The 13,914-nt window shown below is 67.2% G+C and carries 15 protein-coding genes; 7 read left to right on the plus strand and 8 right to left on the minus strand.

What is annotated here, in order from left to right; all coding sequences use genetic code 11:
- Positions 1-7: 7 nt before the first annotated feature.
- Genes JHD82_RS02035 through JHD82_RS02050 form a run of 4 tightly spaced genes read right to left on the minus strand, consistent with a single transcriptional unit; the run spans position 8 to position 3,938 of the window.
- On the minus strand, positions 8-979 hold the full coding sequence (locus JHD82_RS02035) for a quinone oxidoreductase (protein WP_046988272.1): 972 nt from the start codon (positions 977-979) through the stop codon (positions 8-10).
- 39 nt (positions 980-1,018) lie between these two features.
- Positions 1,019-1,987 carry a tripartite tricarboxylate transporter substrate binding protein gene (locus JHD82_RS02040; RefSeq protein ID WP_199135271.1) on the minus strand — a complete coding sequence of 323 codons (969 nt, stop codon included), beginning with the start codon at positions 1,985-1,987 and terminating at the stop codon, positions 1,019-1,021.
- Positions 1,988-2,001: 14 nt separating this feature from the next.
- Positions 2,002-3,060 (minus strand): 3-keto-5-aminohexanoate cleavage protein, encoded by a 1,059-nt coding sequence (locus JHD82_RS02045; RefSeq protein ID WP_034390966.1) that lies wholly within the window; start codon positions 3,058-3,060, stop codon positions 2,002-2,004.
- A gap of 29 nt (positions 3,061-3,089) precedes the next feature.
- Positions 3,090-3,938 carry a TauD/TfdA family dioxygenase gene (locus JHD82_RS02050; RefSeq protein WP_199135272.1) on the minus strand — a complete coding sequence of 283 codons (849 nt, stop codon included), beginning with the start codon at positions 3,936-3,938 and terminating at the stop codon, positions 3,090-3,092.
- A 162-nt stretch (positions 3,939-4,100) separates the two neighbouring features.
- Between JHD82_RS02050 and JHD82_RS02055 the strand changes: the two genes are divergently transcribed.
- From JHD82_RS02055 to nirD, 3 genes are all read left to right on the plus strand, one after another.
- Entirely contained in the window at positions 4,101-5,108 is a 1,008-nt protein-coding gene (locus JHD82_RS02055) for an AraC family transcriptional regulator (RefSeq protein ID WP_199135273.1), read from the plus strand.
- Positions 5,109-5,369: 261 nt separating this feature from the next.
- Complete coding sequence (gene nirB, locus JHD82_RS02060) at positions 5,370-7,886, plus strand: nitrite reductase large subunit NirB (RefSeq protein WP_199135274.1); 2,517 nt, start codon at positions 5,370-5,372, stop codon at positions 7,884-7,886.
- Positions 7,887-7,934: 48 nt separating this feature from the next.
- Positions 7,935-8,276 (plus strand): nitrite reductase small subunit NirD, encoded by a 342-nt coding sequence (nirD, locus tag JHD82_RS02065; RefSeq protein WP_199135275.1) that lies wholly within the window; start codon positions 7,935-7,937, stop codon positions 8,274-8,276.
- 338 nt (positions 8,277-8,614) lie between these two features.
- Here the strand turns inward: nirD and JHD82_RS02070 are convergent, their stop codons facing one another.
- A complete protein-coding gene (locus tag JHD82_RS02070; RefSeq protein ID WP_199135276.1) occupies positions 8,615-8,968 on the minus strand; it encodes a hypothetical protein in 354 nt (117 codons plus the stop codon).
- The gene (locus JHD82_RS02075; RefSeq protein WP_307838073.1) at positions 8,965-9,183 is read right to left on the minus strand and encodes a Com family DNA-binding transcriptional regulator; all 219 of its coding nucleotides are present in this window, start codon (positions 9,181-9,183) and stop codon (positions 8,965-8,967) included. The genes JHD82_RS02070 and JHD82_RS02075 overlap by 4 nt, the downstream gene beginning before the upstream one ends.
- A gap of 312 nt (positions 9,184-9,495) precedes the next feature.
- Between JHD82_RS02075 and JHD82_RS02080 the strand changes: the two genes are divergently transcribed.
- Entirely contained in the window at positions 9,496-9,906 is a 411-nt protein-coding gene (locus JHD82_RS02080) for a GNAT family N-acetyltransferase (RefSeq protein ID WP_199135277.1), read from the plus strand.
- Positions 9,907-9,931: 25 nt separating this feature from the next.
- A complete protein-coding gene (locus JHD82_RS02085) occupies positions 9,932-10,255 on the plus strand; it encodes a hypothetical protein (protein ID WP_199135278.1) in 324 nt (107 codons plus the stop codon).
- A 121-nt stretch (positions 10,256-10,376) separates the two neighbouring features.
- On the opposite strand, the gene JHD82_RS02090 is transcribed toward JHD82_RS02085, so the two are convergent.
- Positions 10,377-10,712, minus strand: coding sequence for a hypothetical protein (locus JHD82_RS02090; protein WP_233174585.1), 336 nt, complete (start codon positions 10,710-10,712; stop codon positions 10,377-10,379).
- Here JHD82_RS02090 and JHD82_RS02095 point away from each other — a divergent pair.
- Entirely contained in the window at positions 10,711-11,175 is a 465-nt protein-coding gene (locus tag JHD82_RS02095; protein WP_199135279.1) for a low molecular weight protein-tyrosine-phosphatase, read from the plus strand. The two genes, JHD82_RS02090 and JHD82_RS02095, sit on opposite strands and share 2 nt — an antisense overlap.
- Positions 11,176-11,197: 22 nt before the next feature.
- The gene (locus JHD82_RS02100) at positions 11,198-11,965 is read left to right on the plus strand and encodes a hypothetical protein (RefSeq protein ID WP_199135280.1); all 768 of its coding nucleotides are present in this window, start codon (positions 11,198-11,200) and stop codon (positions 11,963-11,965) included.
- A gap of 63 nt (positions 11,966-12,028) precedes the next feature.
- Here the strand turns inward: JHD82_RS02100 and JHD82_RS02105 are convergent, their stop codons facing one another.
- Entirely contained in the window at positions 12,029-13,867 is a 1,839-nt protein-coding gene (locus tag JHD82_RS02105) for a diguanylate cyclase domain-containing protein (protein ID WP_199135281.1), read from the minus strand.
- Between the last annotated feature and the right edge of the window lie 47 nt (positions 13,868-13,914).

Here is a 13,914-nt window from a genome sequence, read left to right on the forward strand (position 1 = left end):
GTCCATTTCAGGGAATCAGCACCGTCGCGCCCGTGGTGCGGCGCGACTCCAGCGCCCGGTGCGCCTGGGCCGCATCGGCGAGCGCAAAGCTTTGCTGGGGCTCGCTGGCGATGCGCCCGGCCAGCACATGGTCGAACAGCTCGCGCGCCATCTCCAGCATGTGGGCGCGCGGCTGGATGTAGTGCACCATCGCGGGCCGCGTCATCCAGATCGATCCCTTGGAGGCCAGCAGCTGGGAATCCACCACCACCGAGCCCGACGAGGTGCCGTTGCTGACCAGCCGGCCGCGCGGCTGCAGGCAGTCCAGCGAATCCATGAGCGTGTCCTTGCCCACCGAGTCATAGACCACGGGCACGCCCTTGCCGCCCGTGATCTCCATCACGCGAGCGACGGTGTTCTCGCGCGAGGTCACGATGACGTGGGCGCAGCCGTTGGCGCGCGCGGCGGCGGCCTTCTCGTCGGTGCTCACCGTGCCGATCATGGTCACGCCCAGGGCACGCGCCCACTGGCAGGCGATCAGCCCCACGCCACCGGCCGCCGCGTGGTAGAGGATGGTTTCGCCACCCTGCAGCGGATGGACCTGGCGGAACAGGTACTGCGCCGTCATGCCCTTCATCATCAGCGTGGCCGCCGTGCGGTCGCTGATGCCGTCGGGCAGCGGGATCAGCACCTCGGCCGGCATCACGCGCACATCGCTGTAGGCGCCCTGCGGGCCCATCAGGTAGCCCACGCGGTCGCCGGGCCGCACTTCGGTCACGCCCTCCCCCACGGCCTCGACCACGCCCACGGCGTCCGAGCCCAGGCCGTTGGGCAGGGCCAGCGGATAGCGGCCCGTGCGGAAATAGATGTCGATGAAATTGACGGCGATGAAGCTGTGGCGCACGCGCGCCTGGCCGGGTCCGGGCGCGCCGGCCTCGGCATGCTCCAGCCTGAGCACCTCGGGGCCGCCGGTGGTATGAAAGCGTATGGCCTTTGCCATGGAGTCTCCTTGTGTAGCGCCTGGGTGGGGCGCCCTGCATCAGTTGAGCCGGATGTCGAAGTTCCGGACGATCTCGGCATTGCGCTCGAACTCGGCGCGCAGGTCGGTGGACATCTGCTCCAGCGAGCGATCGCCTTCGACGGGCTCGAAGCCCGTGCCCGCATAGCGTTCGCGCACGGCCTTGCGGGCGTTGACCCGGGCCAGCGCGCCGTGGATCTTCTCCAGCAGCGGGCGCGGCGTCTGCGCCGAGGCGAACACGCCGCTCCAGTTGCTGAAATCCACCTCGGGATAGCCCAGCTCGGCCAGCGTGGGCACCTGCGGGTAGTCGGGCAGCCGGCTCTTGTAGGCCACGGCCAGCAGCCTGACCTTGCCGCCCGCGATCAGCGGCTTGGAGGTGACCGATCCGTCGAACATGAGCGGGATCTGGTTGCCCATGACCTGGGCCAGCGCGGGCGCCGAGCCCGGGAAGGCCACATGCTCCATGTCCAGGTGGGCCCTTCTGTTGAGGATGGCGCCTGCGTACTGCGAGGCCGTGCCCTGGCTGTACGAGGCGAACGACAGCGTGCCCGGGTGGGCCTTCACGTAGGCGATGGCCTCGGCCCCGTCGCGCGCGGGAAACTGCGGCGAGGCGATGAACAGCATCACCGAGCGCGCCATCTGCGCCACGGGCCGCACGTCCTTCATGGGGTCGAAGCCGACCTTGAGCACATGGGGTACCTCGGTGAGGATGTTGGTCACCGTCACCAGCAGCGTGCCGCCGTCGGCCGGCTGGGACAGCATGTGCTTGACGGCGATGGCGCCACCGGCGCCGGGCCGGTTCTCGACGATGACGGGCTGGCGTATCTCCTGCGCCAATTGGTCGCTGATGATGCGCGCGAACACATCGATGGTGCCGCCGGGCGGCGCCGGCACGATGAGCCGGACCGGCTTGTCGCCGAAGGCGTGGGCGCCACCGGCCAGCAGCGAGGCGGCCAGGGCGATGGCAGTCCAGGGGGGCATGCGTTGCATCGTGGGCTCCCGGTTCAGGCGGCCTTGCGCAGAAACCCCTGCTGGGCGCCGTTGCGGTTGGGCGCGAAGCCGTTGGCCGCCAGCGTCTCTTCCACGGTGCCGTAGAACTGGCCGATCCGGCAGATCTCCCGCGCCTGCTGCGCCGTGGCGATGGGGCGGCCGAACTCGCCTGCGATGCGCACCAGCTGCTCGATCTGCGCCACCGTGCCCATCTTGGCCGTGCGGCGCTGGTTCCAGAGGTTGTCCTCGGTGCCGCAGCGCACATGCAGGCCCATGGCAATGCCCATCATGTTCACGGGCAGCACATTGAGCACCGAGCTTTCCACGGTGAGCACGGCGCCGTCGGGCACGGCGCGCACGAAGTTGGCCAGGCTGTAGATGCTGGGCGCGTCCATGCCGCCGCCAATCGCCACCCAGTTCATCACCAGCGGGCCCTTGTAGATGCCGCGGCGCATAAGCCGCTCCACGGACTCGAAGCTGTTGATGTTGTAGCACTGGAAGGCGCTCTGGATGCCGGCGGCCGACAGGCGCCGGATGTGCTCCTCGGCCCAGCCGGGCTGGGCGGGCACGGTCATCTCCCTGTAGGCATTGAAGACGGCCGGGTCCTCCATGGAGGTGCCGCGTATGTCGCGCGCATCGAACTGCTCCAGGAAATTCATCTGCGAGGTATTGATGGTCACCGTGACCTGGTCGGGCACGGGCTCCAGCTCGGCCAGCATGTGGCGCGTGTCGTCGGACAGCCACTTGGCGGCCGCGCCGTCCGTCTCGGGAGCAAAGCTGATCGATCCGCCCACCTGGATGATCATCTCGGGAACGCGCGCACGCACGCCGGCGATCAGCTCGTTGAACTTCGACAAACGCTTGCTGCCTTTGCCATCCAGCTCGCGCACATGCAGGTGCAGCACGGTGGCGCCGGCGTTGTAGCAGTCCACGGCCTTCTGGATCTGCTCGTCCATGGTCACGGCGATCTCGCCGGGAAAGTCCGAGGGCAGCCACGAGGGCGCATAGGGCGCGGCCGTGATGATCAGGGGCTGCTGGTTTTCGGGGAACAGGTGGCCGTCGAGAAAGTTCATGGCATGTCTCCTTGTGTCGTGATCGTGTTTCAGAAGGTCGGCGTGCCGACGATGCCCGCGCGCTCCATCTTCCGGTGGCTGGGCGGGTAGTCCATGGCCGCGTAGTGCTGGGTGGCGCGGTTGTCCCAGATCGCCACGCTGCCCGCCCGCCAGCGCCAGCGCACCTGGTACTCGGGAATGGCAGCCTGGCCGATCAGGTACTGCAGCAGGCCGGAGGCGCCCTGCGTGAAGTCCTGGCCCACGCGCACATTGGCGGGCGTATGGAAATTGGTGAAATGCGTGGTGAAGCCGTTCACGAACAGCACCTTCTCGCCGGTCTCGGGATGGGTGCGGACCACGGGATGCTCGGCATCGGGGTACTGGGCCTTGAGCGTCAGCCGCCTTTCGATGGGCATGGCCGCACCGAACGTGCATTCGATGCTGTGGCGCGCGCGCAGCGGCGCGATCAGCGCCTTGACGGCGTCCGGCAGGCGTTCGTAGGCCAGCGCCATGTTGGCCCACAGGGTGTCGCCGCCCACGGGCGGGCATTCCACGCAGTGCAGCACGCAGCCCATGGGCGGCGCCTCGCGCCAGGTGGCGTCGCAGTGCCAGGAATTCTCGTAGCGGTCGTTGGGCTGCTCGGGCGTCCTGTAGATGCGCACCAGGCCCGGATGCTCGGGATCGCTGCCGGCCACAGGATGGTCCTCCAGCTCACCGAAGCGCCGCGCAAAGGCCACGTGCTCGGCACGCGCCAGGCCCTGGTCGCGCAGGAACAGCACCTTGTGGCGCAGCAGCGCCGCCCGGATCTCCGAGAAAAGCGCGTCGTCGCGCACCGCGTCGGCCAGCCGAACGCCGAGCAATTCGGCGCCGATGGCGCATGTCATGGGCTCTATGCGCATGCCTGTCTCCTGTCATTGTTGTGAAGGCCCGTGGCGGCACGGTCCGCCCGGCGTGGGGCCGGTCTCTGCAATGTAGGAAAACCCGGTTCCGCGGACTATGCAAGCCATGCCATCCTCTTTGCATTTCGTGCCACCAGGCCACGGACTGACAGGAGGGCAAGCATGGTCACCATGGTGCGCGCGGCGGCCTTGACCCATTTTTCGGACGTCATGCGCGAACTGGGCGGCGACCCCGACAAGGCCCTGCGCCAGGCCGGCCTGCGGCCCGCGCTGCTGCGCGAGCAGGACCAGCTGATCGACGTGGCCATCGTCGCGCGCCTGCTGGAAGACGCGGCCCAGTCCACGGGCTGCGAGTCCCTGGGCCTGCGCATGGCCCGGCACCGCCAGCTGTCGAGCTTCGGCGCCGTGAGCCTGCTGCTGCTGCACCAGCCCACGCTGCGCCATGCGCTGGACACGCTGGTCGCGCACATGCACCTGGTCAACGAATCGCTGCTGATCCACCTGGAGGATGCAGGGGGCATCGTCATCCTGCGCGAGGACTTCGTCCTGCACGGCGCCATGCGCCAGTCCGTGGAACTGGCCATGGGCGTGCTGTGGCGCATGTGCGAGGCATTGCTGCGCGAGCGCTGGCGGCCACAAGGCGTCAGCTTCAGCCACGCGCCACCGGCCGACCTGTCCGAGCACCGCCGCATGTTCCGCTGCCGCATCACGTTCGGCGCCGAGTTCAACGGCATCGCCTGCCGCGCCGCCGACCTGGATGAGCCCAACCCGCTGGCCGACCCCGCGCTGGCGCGCTATGCGCTGCGGCTGGTGGAGGCCATGCCGGCCCACCGTGCCGCCTCCGTGGGGCACCAGGCGCGCAGGGTCATCTACCTGCTGCTGCCCTCGGGTAACGCCACCTGCGCAGGCGTGGCGCAGGGCATGGGGCGCAGCCTGCGCACGCTGCAGCGCGAACTGGACCGCGAGGGCCTGAGCTTCAGCGAGCTGCTGACCGAAGTGCGCCACGACCTGGCCCTGCGCTACCTGGACCATCCCCACTACAGCGTGGGCCAGATCGCGTCCATGCTCGGCTATGCCAGCCACAGCGCCTTCACGCGCTGGTTCGCTGCGCAATTCGGCTGCGCGCCCGAAGCCTGGCGCAGCCGCGCGCAGGGACTGCCTCGCGCCTGACGCACCCAGCGTTCCTGGCGCACTTGGCGCACTTGATCGCACTTGGCGCACTTGATCGCACTTGACGCACCACCACGGCGCACCCCGCCCCTGCACGGTGCGGTGGGCGCATTGCGGTGCACGCTGTCTGCGCACCAGACAGCGTGCACCACGGGCAGGCACCGCGCAGCGGTGCTGGCACGGCACTTGCATTGGCTGCCCTGACCCGCTGGCCCTGGCCTGCGGCCCGCAAAACACTGGATGCGCAACGCAGGACGCCAGATGAACATCGTTGTGATCGGCCACGGCATGGTGGGCCACAAATTTCTCGAGCAGCTGCATGCCCTGGGCGTGGCAGACGCGAACGTCACCGTGCTGTGCGAGGAGCCGCGCGCCGCCTACGACCGTGTTCACCTGTCGGAATTCTTCTCCGGCAAAAGCGCCGAGGACCTGAGCCTGGTGGAGCCCGGCTTCTTCGAGGCCAGCGGCTTCACGCTGCGCCTGGCGGCCAGGGCGGCAGCCGTGGAGCGGCGCGAGCGCACCGTGACCACGGCCGATGGCGAAGTCATCGCCTACGACCGGCTGGTGCTGGCCACAGGCTCGGCGCCCTTCGTGCCGCCCGTGCCGGGGCGCGACCGGCCGCACTGCTTTGTCTACCGCACCATCGAGGACCTGGAGGCCATGCAGGCATCGGCCGCGCGCTCCAGGACCGGCGTGGTGGTGGGCGGAGGCCTGCTGGGCCTGGAATGCGCCAAGGCCCTGCGCGACCTGGGCCTGGAGACCCATGTGGTGGAGTTCGCCCCGCGCCTGATGGCCGTGCAGGTGGACGACGGCGGCGGCCGCGTGCTGCGCAGCAAGATCGAGGACCTGGGCGTGCAGGTGCACACGGGCCGCAATACGCTGGAGATCACCGACGGCGCCACGGCGCGCCACCGCATGGTGTTTGCCGACGGCACGCACCTGGAAACCGACATGATCGTCTTCTCCGCCGGTATCCGCCCGCGCGACGAGATCGCCCGCCAATGCGCCCTGGCCATAGGCCCGCGCGGCGGCGTGGCCGTGGACGACCATTGCCGCACCAGCGACCGCAGCGTCTACGCCATTGGCGAATGCGCCTCCTGGCGCGAGCAGACCTTCGGGCTGGTGGCACCCGGCTACGACATGGCGCGCGTGGCGGCCCGCCACATTGCGGGCGAGGCCGAGGCCGCCTTCGGCGGGGCCGATCTCAGCACCAAGCTCAAGCTCATGGGCGTGGATGTGGCCAGCATCGGCGACGCCCAGGGCAAGACGCCGCGCAGCCGCAATTACCAGTTCATCGACGAGCGCAAGCAGGTCTACAAGAAGATCGTGGTCAGCGAGGACGGCCGCCAGCTGCTGGGCGCCGTGCTGGTGGGCAATGCCGATGAGTACGGCACGCTGCTGCAGATGACGCTCAACAGCATCGCCCTGCCCGAGGAGCCGGAGTTCCTCATCCTGCCCTCCAGCGACGGCAAGGCCAAGCCCGGCCTGGGCGTGGACGCCCTGCCCGACACGGCGCAGATCTGCTCGTGCAACAACGTCACCAAGGCGCAGATCTGCGCGGCCGTGGGCGAAGGCGCCTGCACCATGGCCGAGCTCAAGTCCTGCACCCAGGCCGGCGCCACCTGCGGCGGCTGCGTGCCGCTGGCCACCCAGGTCATGAAGGCCGAGATGGCCCGGCGCGGCATGGCCGTCAACAACCATGTCTGCGAGCATTTCCCGCACTCGCGCCAGGAGCTGTACCACCTGGTGCGCGTGGGCGGCATCAAGACCTTCGACGAGCTGCTGCACCGCCATGGCAAGGGCCTGGGCTGCGATGTCTGCAAGCCGCTGGCCGCCAGCATCCTGGCCTCGTGCTGGAACGAGTTCGTGCTGCAGCCCCAGCTGGCCAGCCTGCAGGACAGCAACGACTACTACCTGGGCAACATCCAGAAGGACGGCAGCTACTCCGTGGTGCCGCGCATGCCCGGCGGCGAGGTCACGCCGGACGGCCTGATCGCCGTCGGCCAGGTGGCCAAGAAATACGGCCTGTACACCAAGCTCACGGGCGGCGCCCGCGTGGACCTGTTCGGCGCGCGCGTGGAGCAGCTGCCGCTGATCTGGGAGGAGCTGATCGCGGCCGGCTTCGAGTCCGGCCATGCCTACGGCAAGTCGCTGCGCACCGTCAAAAGCTGCGTGGGCTCCACCTGGTGCCGCTACGGCGTGGACGACAGCGTGGGCCTGGCCGTGCAGCTGGAAAACCGCTACAAGGGACTGCGCGCGCCGCACAAGATCAAGTTCGGCGTCTCGGGCTGCACGCGCGAATGCGCCGAGGCCCAGGGCAAGGACGTGGGCGTGATCGCCACCGACAAGGGCTGGAACCTCTACGTCTGCGGCAACGGCGGCATGAAGCCGCGCCATGCCGAGCTGATCGCCTCCGACCTGTCCAAGGACAGGCTGCTGCAGCTCATCGACCGCTTCCTGATGTTCTACGTGCGCACGGCCGACCGGCTGCAGCGCACCAGCACCTGGCGCGAAAACCTGGAAGGCGGCCTGGACTACCTCAAGGACGTGGTGGTCAACGACAGCCTGGGCCTGGGCGCCGAACTCGAGGCCCAGATGCAGCATGTGGTGGACACCTACCAGTGCGAGTGGAAGACCGCCGTCACCACGCCCGAAGTGCGCCAGCGCTTTCGCAGCTTCATCAACAGCGACCAGCCCGACGAGCACATCGTCTTCGTGCAGGAGCGCGGCCAGATCCGCCCGGCGCGCAGCGAAGAGCGCAGCGAGGCCCTGGCCTGATCCAGGCCTGATCCAGGCCCGCACCCACACCACCGACAAGGCACCGCCATGACACACCCCGCCCAAGAACAGTGGATGCCCGTCTGCGCCACCCGCGACATCGTCCCCGACACGGGGGTCTGCGCCCTGGTCGAAGGCCGGCATGTGGCGGTCTTTCGCCTTGGCGAAGACCGCTTCTACGCCATAGACAACGTGGACCCGTGCTGCGGCGCCAGCGTGCTCGCGCGCGGCCTGGTCGGCAGCCTGGGCGAGCGCGTCGTCGTCGCCTCGCCCATCTACAAGCACCACTTCGACCTGGCCACCGGCGAATGCCTGGAAGCGCCCGAACACTCCGTACGCGTGCATGCGGTGCGCAATGAGAATGGGCAGTTGATGGTGGCGCTGCACTGAGGTCTCGGTCAGATCAGCAAAACTGGGCATGGCGCCGAGAGCTGGTTTGAGCAAGGTCTTCACGAAAGGCGATTCACGGCCTTCGAAGTTGGCAATTTCCAGCGTTGATATGGACGTCAGACCGGGCTGCTTGACGCATATCGAAAAGCGCGTCGTTCAACATACGCAAGCCATCAGGTTGCACTTCATCCAGAAGCCAGACTTCGGCCTCACAAAAAACAGGCTCCAAGCGCATTCACTTCGCACCTTCGAGGAGGCGAGCTAAGGCGCCAAAGGTCACGCACGCAGCAAACAGAAAAGCCCGCTGGCTGTGTCAGCGGGCTTTCCGTCACAACCCCTTAGACAAGGGTTTCTGTCAACAGGTCATAGGTCATGTTGACGCTGCCGTTTCCATTGGCAACAGCCCAAATCCCCTGGCCAGGCGGCACATACAAAGAGTACTGCGCGCTGATCGTCGGAATGGGAGTGCCGATGAAGATCAAGCGCTTCGTACCATCGCCATATGCCGATGGGGCGGCTGTGTCAGCGTACACCTGCACACCGATCGTGCCAGCATAGGAATTGACGTACAGCGTGCGGATCACCAGGCCATGGAGATTGTTGCCAGGCGCGACCACCTGCACGACGGAGGTATTGACACCCAGGTTCGCGTACAGGGCGCCGATGGGGGTGGGCTTTGCAAGAGTTGTCATGGCGATTGCCTTTCATCTAAGTTGACAGGCGCTCGATGGCACTCATATTGGGGGCTCTCGACCCTCAAGGAATTCAGCGTCCCGCAGCGCGGGCACTTGATGCTCAGTTTCTGGAAGATGCCCATTGCAAGTTTGCGATTGCAGCTGGAACACCTCACCTCTTGCATTCCATACTCCATTTGGACGGTATCCGTTGATTGTTGCGATGGCTTCATTCTGCTGGACCGATTGCGCCAGTGCGCAGACCAGGCGGCTGTTTGTCTTGTGGCGCATCGGCTCACATGTCCCCCGCCATGCAGCGGCTGCTGCGACAAGATGCGCGCGAGACCCGCAACGTAGGCGCAACGCTGTTCACCAGCCTGCTGCGCGCCGAGCTGCGCGGCGTGCGCTGGATACGGTGCAAGCGCACTCCAACGCAGTCACCAGGGCCGGCCTGGCCGAAAGCTCTGCCTTGGGCATCGGGCAGACGCCTGCCTATGATGGCGCTCTGCCGATCCTCCGATATGCCCCTGGCGCCCTCTCCATCCATGAACTACCGCATTGAAGACCACGTCCCCGCCCTCCAGGACTACATCCAGATCCGGCTGGCTGCCGGCCTGAGCCGCAAGTCGCCCGAGGCGGCCGCCATCGGCCTGAAAAACGGCCTGTTCAGCGTGGTCGTCTATGCCGATGCAACGCCGGTTGGCATAGGCCGCGTGATCGGAGACGGCGGGTGCTTTTTCGAAATCGTGGACATCGCTGTCATCCCCGAGCACCATAAAAAGGGCCTGGGCCACCTCATCATGCAGCGCCTGATGCAGTACATCCACGGCAATGCCCTGCCCACGGCCTATGTCAGCCTCATGGCCGACCACGGCACGCCGGAGTTCTATCGCCGCTATGGGTTCGAACCCTCCCTGCTGCCCAGGAAGGCGGGCATGTCCTTGCGCATTGTTTGACTGCAGAGGCCCGATCTAGACAGAGATGAACAACAAACTGAGAGCAGCGGCAGTGATCGCCGCAGCGTTTTTGGCCGTTGCCTTCCTTGTGCCTGCGCCGAAAAGTGTGCCGCTCACCGAGCGCTATCCCGGTCCGTGGAAAACTGATTTCAGCCGGGACATCGCCATCGCGCTGGGCAAGAACCGAGCTATCGGCTGCGTGCAATTCCAATACCGGGAGAGCCGCCTGGACCCAGGCGAGTACCTTGTGTACTGCAATGATCGGGGCATATGGAGGTCCTATCTGGTCTGGATCCCGTCGCAGAAGATCACCGGGCCGCACATGATTGATGCATCGATTCCGCCGTGACCGAAGAATCCGCACTGGCGTGCAAGATGGCGCTGCATTGAGTTCAGCCACGTCCCATGCCGGCGGCGCGGCACCATGAAATCCGCCCGACAGGGCGCCTGCCCGTGCCCGACCTGCGGGCTCAGGCGTAAAGGGACAGCAACGCCAGGCGCACGATGACCACGATGGCCGCCGTGATGAGCATCACCCTGAAGCCACCGTCGCTGCTGCGCAGCAACCGCAACTCCAGCAGGGCCGCGCCCACCCGGGCCATCCAGAAACAAAGCAGTTCCACCATGGGCGCAGCATAAGCGGCCCGGCAGATCAGGTGCGGGGCGTGGAAAATGCCGGCGATCACCTGGGCATCGCAGGCAATCCAGATGTCGTGAAGCCCGTTACCCACAGGGAGGTTTATGGAACAGATTCGGGAACAGTCAGCTGACCGCAGGCCAGCCACAAAGAGGAAAAGAATCCTCATGGTCTGCACCGGCAACATCTGCCGCAGCCCCACGGCCCACGGCGTGCTTGAAAAAATGGTGGCCGACGCGGGCCTGGCTGGCCGCATCGAAGTGGACTCCGCAGGCACGCACGACTACCACGTGGGCGAGGCCCCCGACCGCCGCTCCCAGGCCCATGCCGCACGGCGCGGCTATGACCTCTCGCAGCAGCGCGCGCGGCAGCTGCGGGCCGAGGACTTCATGGCATTCGACCAGGTGCTGGTGATGGATGGCGCCAACGAATCTGCAGCGCGCAGGATCTGCCCCGAGTCCGAATGGCACCGCGTGCAGCGGCTGACGGACTTCTGCACCGAGCACACCGCGCGCGAAGTGCCCGACCCCTATTACGGCGGCGACCGGGGTTTCGAGGACGTGCTGGACCTGGTGGAGGACGCCTGCGCGGGACTGCTGGCCACGCTGGGCATGGCGCCGCGCAAGGGTTGACAAGCCACCGCCCCGCTTGCGCATGCGAACCCTCATTCTTTGCTTCGGCATCCTGGGCACGCTTGTGTTCGGCGCAGCCTTCGCCCTGTCGTTTTCCTCGCCATTGCTGGTCGAGAGCCTGGGCAAGGAGATCATCCGCATCGAGATCGAGCGCAGGCTGGGCACCCAGCTGGATGCGCTTTCAGGCTCGCGCATGGCGGGCCTGGCCCAGAAGGCGCTGGGCAGGACAGATAGCGAGATCGCCGCAGTGCGGCGCGAGATCGAGGCAGGCATTCCCGACAAGCTGGCTTCGGTCATGACCGACATGCGCCGTGCTGACTGCGAATGCCGCAAGCGCAAGGCCGTCTACGCGCAGCAACGCCAGGCCACCCAGCTGGCATCGCTGATCCAGATGCGCGCCCGGCTGGTGGAACTCATCGAGTCGGCCTACCACCAGACCACGGCCAGCCTGGTGCGGGAGTTCAGGGTCTTCACTGCGTCCAATGCGCTGGTGTTTCTGGCCCTGGCCGGCGTGACGGCGCGACGCAGGCGGGCGGGGCTGCAGCTGGCACTGCCCGCCATCGTGCTGGTGACCGCCTCGGCGGTGACTGCCATGCTGTATCTGTTCGCACAGGACTGGCTGCACACCATTGTGTTTGGCACCTACATCGGCCTGGCCTACATGGCCTATCTGGCCTTTGCCATCGCGCTGCTGTGCGACATCGCATTCAACCGGGCACGCGTGTGCACACGGGCCATCAACGGCCTTGCGTCGTCTTTTGGCTCGGCATTCGAGGTCTTGCCTTGTTGAGCCCAAGGCCCCACCTGCCCCGGCAACTGCCCCGATCACAACGGCGGCATAGCCCCAAAATCCCTACCCGCCCGCCAGCACAATCCTCCCCTTGCCCGCGCGCTTGGCCGCGTACATGGCCTCGTCGGCGCGCTGCAGGAGCTGGGTGGCATCTTCCCGGGAGGCATTGAGGGCGATGCCCATGCTGGCGCCGACCTGCACGGTGGCGCCGCTGTGCAGGCGGATGGGCTGGCGGATGGAGGCCAGGCAGCGCTGCATGATCTGCCGGGCGTCGTCGGCCGAGGCCAGTTCGTCCAGCAGCAGCACGAATTCGTCTCCGCCCAGGCGGGCGACGCAGTCGGTTTCGCGGGCCTGGGTGGTGAGGCGGCGGGCGATGATGCGCAGCACTTCATCGCCGGCGTCGTGGCCTTCGGTGTCGTTGACTTGCTTGAAGCCGTCCAGGTCCATGAAGCAGACGGCCAGTTGGCCGGGGCCGCTGGCCTGGGCCAGCGCGCGCTGCAGCCGCGCCTGCAGCGCGCGACGGTTGGCCAGGCCGGTCAGCACGTCGTGCAATGCCTGGTGCTGGGCCGCCTGCTCGCCGCGCTTGAGCGCGTCGATGTCCACGAAGACCCATATCGATTCGCCATCGGCCAGGCCTGCGCCGCTGACATCGACCCAGAGCAGGCTGCCATCGCTGGTCTGCAGCTGCATCTGGGCGTGGCATTTGCCGCTGGAGCGCAGTGCGCCATAGGCCAGTTCGCCGGAGCGTTCGTAGGTTTCCTCGTCCGGGTAGAGGATGCGCGCCGAGTGGTCCAGCAGCTCGCCGGCCGGGCGCTTGAGCATGCGCTGCAGGGCCTGGTTGGTCCACAGCAGCCGGCGCTCGCGCAGGCGGGCGATGCCGATGAGGTCGTTGTCCATGAACAGTTCCTGCTGGCGCAGCAGCTCGGCGAGCCGGATGCGCGCCACGCGTTCGCGCTGCTGCAGCAGATAGAGGCTGACCGAACCCAGCGCGATCAGCGCGATGCTCAGGCCCGTGAGCGCCCAGGCACGCCAGGCCGATGCACGCCACCCCGCCAGGTAGCTTTCCGTGCCCAGGCCGGTGAAGACGGTCAGCGGATAGCCGGCCAGGCGCTGGTAGGCCGTGATGCGCTCCACGCCATCGAGCAGCGTGGGCGTGATGTACCAGCCAAGCTCCCGGTCATCGGCCAGGGCCCGGTGGTACTCGCCCGAGACTTCCGAGCCGCCGATGCCGGCCATGGGCTGGGGATCGCCTGCCGCGTAGCGGGCCACCAGCAGATCCTTGTCCGAACGCAGCGCAATGGCGCTGTCGGGCCCGAAGGCCTGGCGGCGGAACAGCGACTGGAAATGCTCGGCCGCGACGACCGCATAGACGATGCCCTGGAAATCCCCGTCGCCGGATTGCAGCCGCCGCGCCAGCACGATGGCCCATTTCTTGAAGGAGTGGCTGACCAGCGGGTCGGAGACCACCATGCGGTCGGTGTTGCGCGCCCGGTCGAAGTAGCCTCGCTCGGCCACGGAGAATGCCGGCTCCTCCTCGTTCGCACTCTGCAGGACCTGGCCATTGGCATCGGTGACGCGCAGCGCCGTGACGAAGGGAACGAGGGCGCGCTGCTCCTGCAGGATTTCATAGAGGGCCAGCGCCGCCACGTCCGCGCCTTCCAGACTCCGGCTGCGGTAGCGGCCCGCGACGGTGGCCAGGGCGTTGTCCACCAGCCGCATCTCGGCGTTCAGCTCCAGGCTCAGGCTGCGGGCCTGGTTCCGGGTGACGGCCACGCCCAGGTCCAGGTCGGCCTGGTGGTTGGCACGCAGGCTCAACCAGGTGGCCAGGCCCAGCAGGCCGGCCACCAGCAGGTTGCCGAGCACCAGGCGCAGGAGCACCTTGTCGGAAAGAAGCCTCTTCATGGCGCCGGGTGTCTCTTTCCTACTTGCTGGATGGGCATCGGGGTGGA

Origin of the sequence: Delftia sp. ASV31 (assembly GCF_016428765.1) — a bacterium.
Classification (GTDB): domain Bacteria; phylum Pseudomonadota; class Gammaproteobacteria; order Burkholderiales; family Burkholderiaceae_C; genus Comamonas; species Comamonas acidovorans.